At 75.4% G+C, this 849-nt stretch carries 1 protein-coding gene; it reads right to left on the bottom strand.

Translation table 11 applies throughout. The features are described from left to right. Positions 1-849: ROK family protein (locus tag C3488_RS39705; RefSeq protein ID WP_103845641.1), on the bottom strand; the 849-nt coding region annotated here is incomplete at both ends.

The raw sequence follows: 849 nt of genomic DNA, 5'->3' as shown, positions 1-849 counted from the left end.
ACGCCAATTCCGCCGCTCCGACCAGGCTGTTGTGGTCGAGAGTGCAGGCGAGGACGGGTACTTGGCCGCTGCGGCCCCACAGGCTGCGGTCGGCGACGACGGCACGCAGCCGCTCGGGGTCGGCGTCGAGCAGGGTGCGGTGCAGCCCGCCGAGGATGATGCGGTCCGGGTTGAGGATGTTGACCAGGCCGGCGAGGCCGAGGCCGAGCCGGTCGATCAGCAGCTCGACGGCGCCGCGGACGGCCGGGTCGGTGGCGTACGCGGTGCGGATGAGGTCGTTGGCCTGCTGAAGCTGTGAGACCTCGGGACCGGCCTCACGACCGGCCGCCGCCAGCAAGGCCAGCGGGTCCGCCTCCACGTCGAGGCAGCCACGGCTGCCGCAGTGGCAGGGGCGGCCCTCCGGATTCACGGTGAGGTGGCCGACCTCTAGGGCCAGGCCCGAACTGCCCGTGTGCAGCCGTCCGTCGAGCACCAGCGCGCCGCCCACGCCCCGGTGCCCGGTGGCCACGCACAGCAGGTCCCTGGCGCCGCGGCCCGCGCCGTGCCGGTGCTCGGCGAGCGCGGCCAGGTTGATGTCGTTGGCGGCGAAGGCGGGCCCGGTGATGCCGGCGGCGCGCACCCGCTCGGCGAAGATCTCCCGTACGGGCGCTCCCGCCGGCCAGGCGAGGTGCAGCGGGTTGAGCGCCAGGCCCTCGGGTTCGGCGACCGCGGACGGCACGGCGAGCCCGGCGCCCACACAGCGCCGCCCCGTCTCGCGCAGCAGTTCGGCGCCCGCTTCGACGACCGAGCCGAGCACCTTGGCCGGGTCGGCGTCGACGGTCTCGCAGCCGGGGGCGGTCGCGACGATAC

Source organism: Streptomyces sp. Ru72 (genome assembly GCF_002920635.1).
In the GTDB taxonomy this organism is placed as follows: Bacteria; Actinomycetota; Actinomycetes; order Streptomycetales; family Streptomycetaceae; genus Streptomyces.
This window is presented reverse-complemented; position numbering and strand designations above follow the sequence as displayed.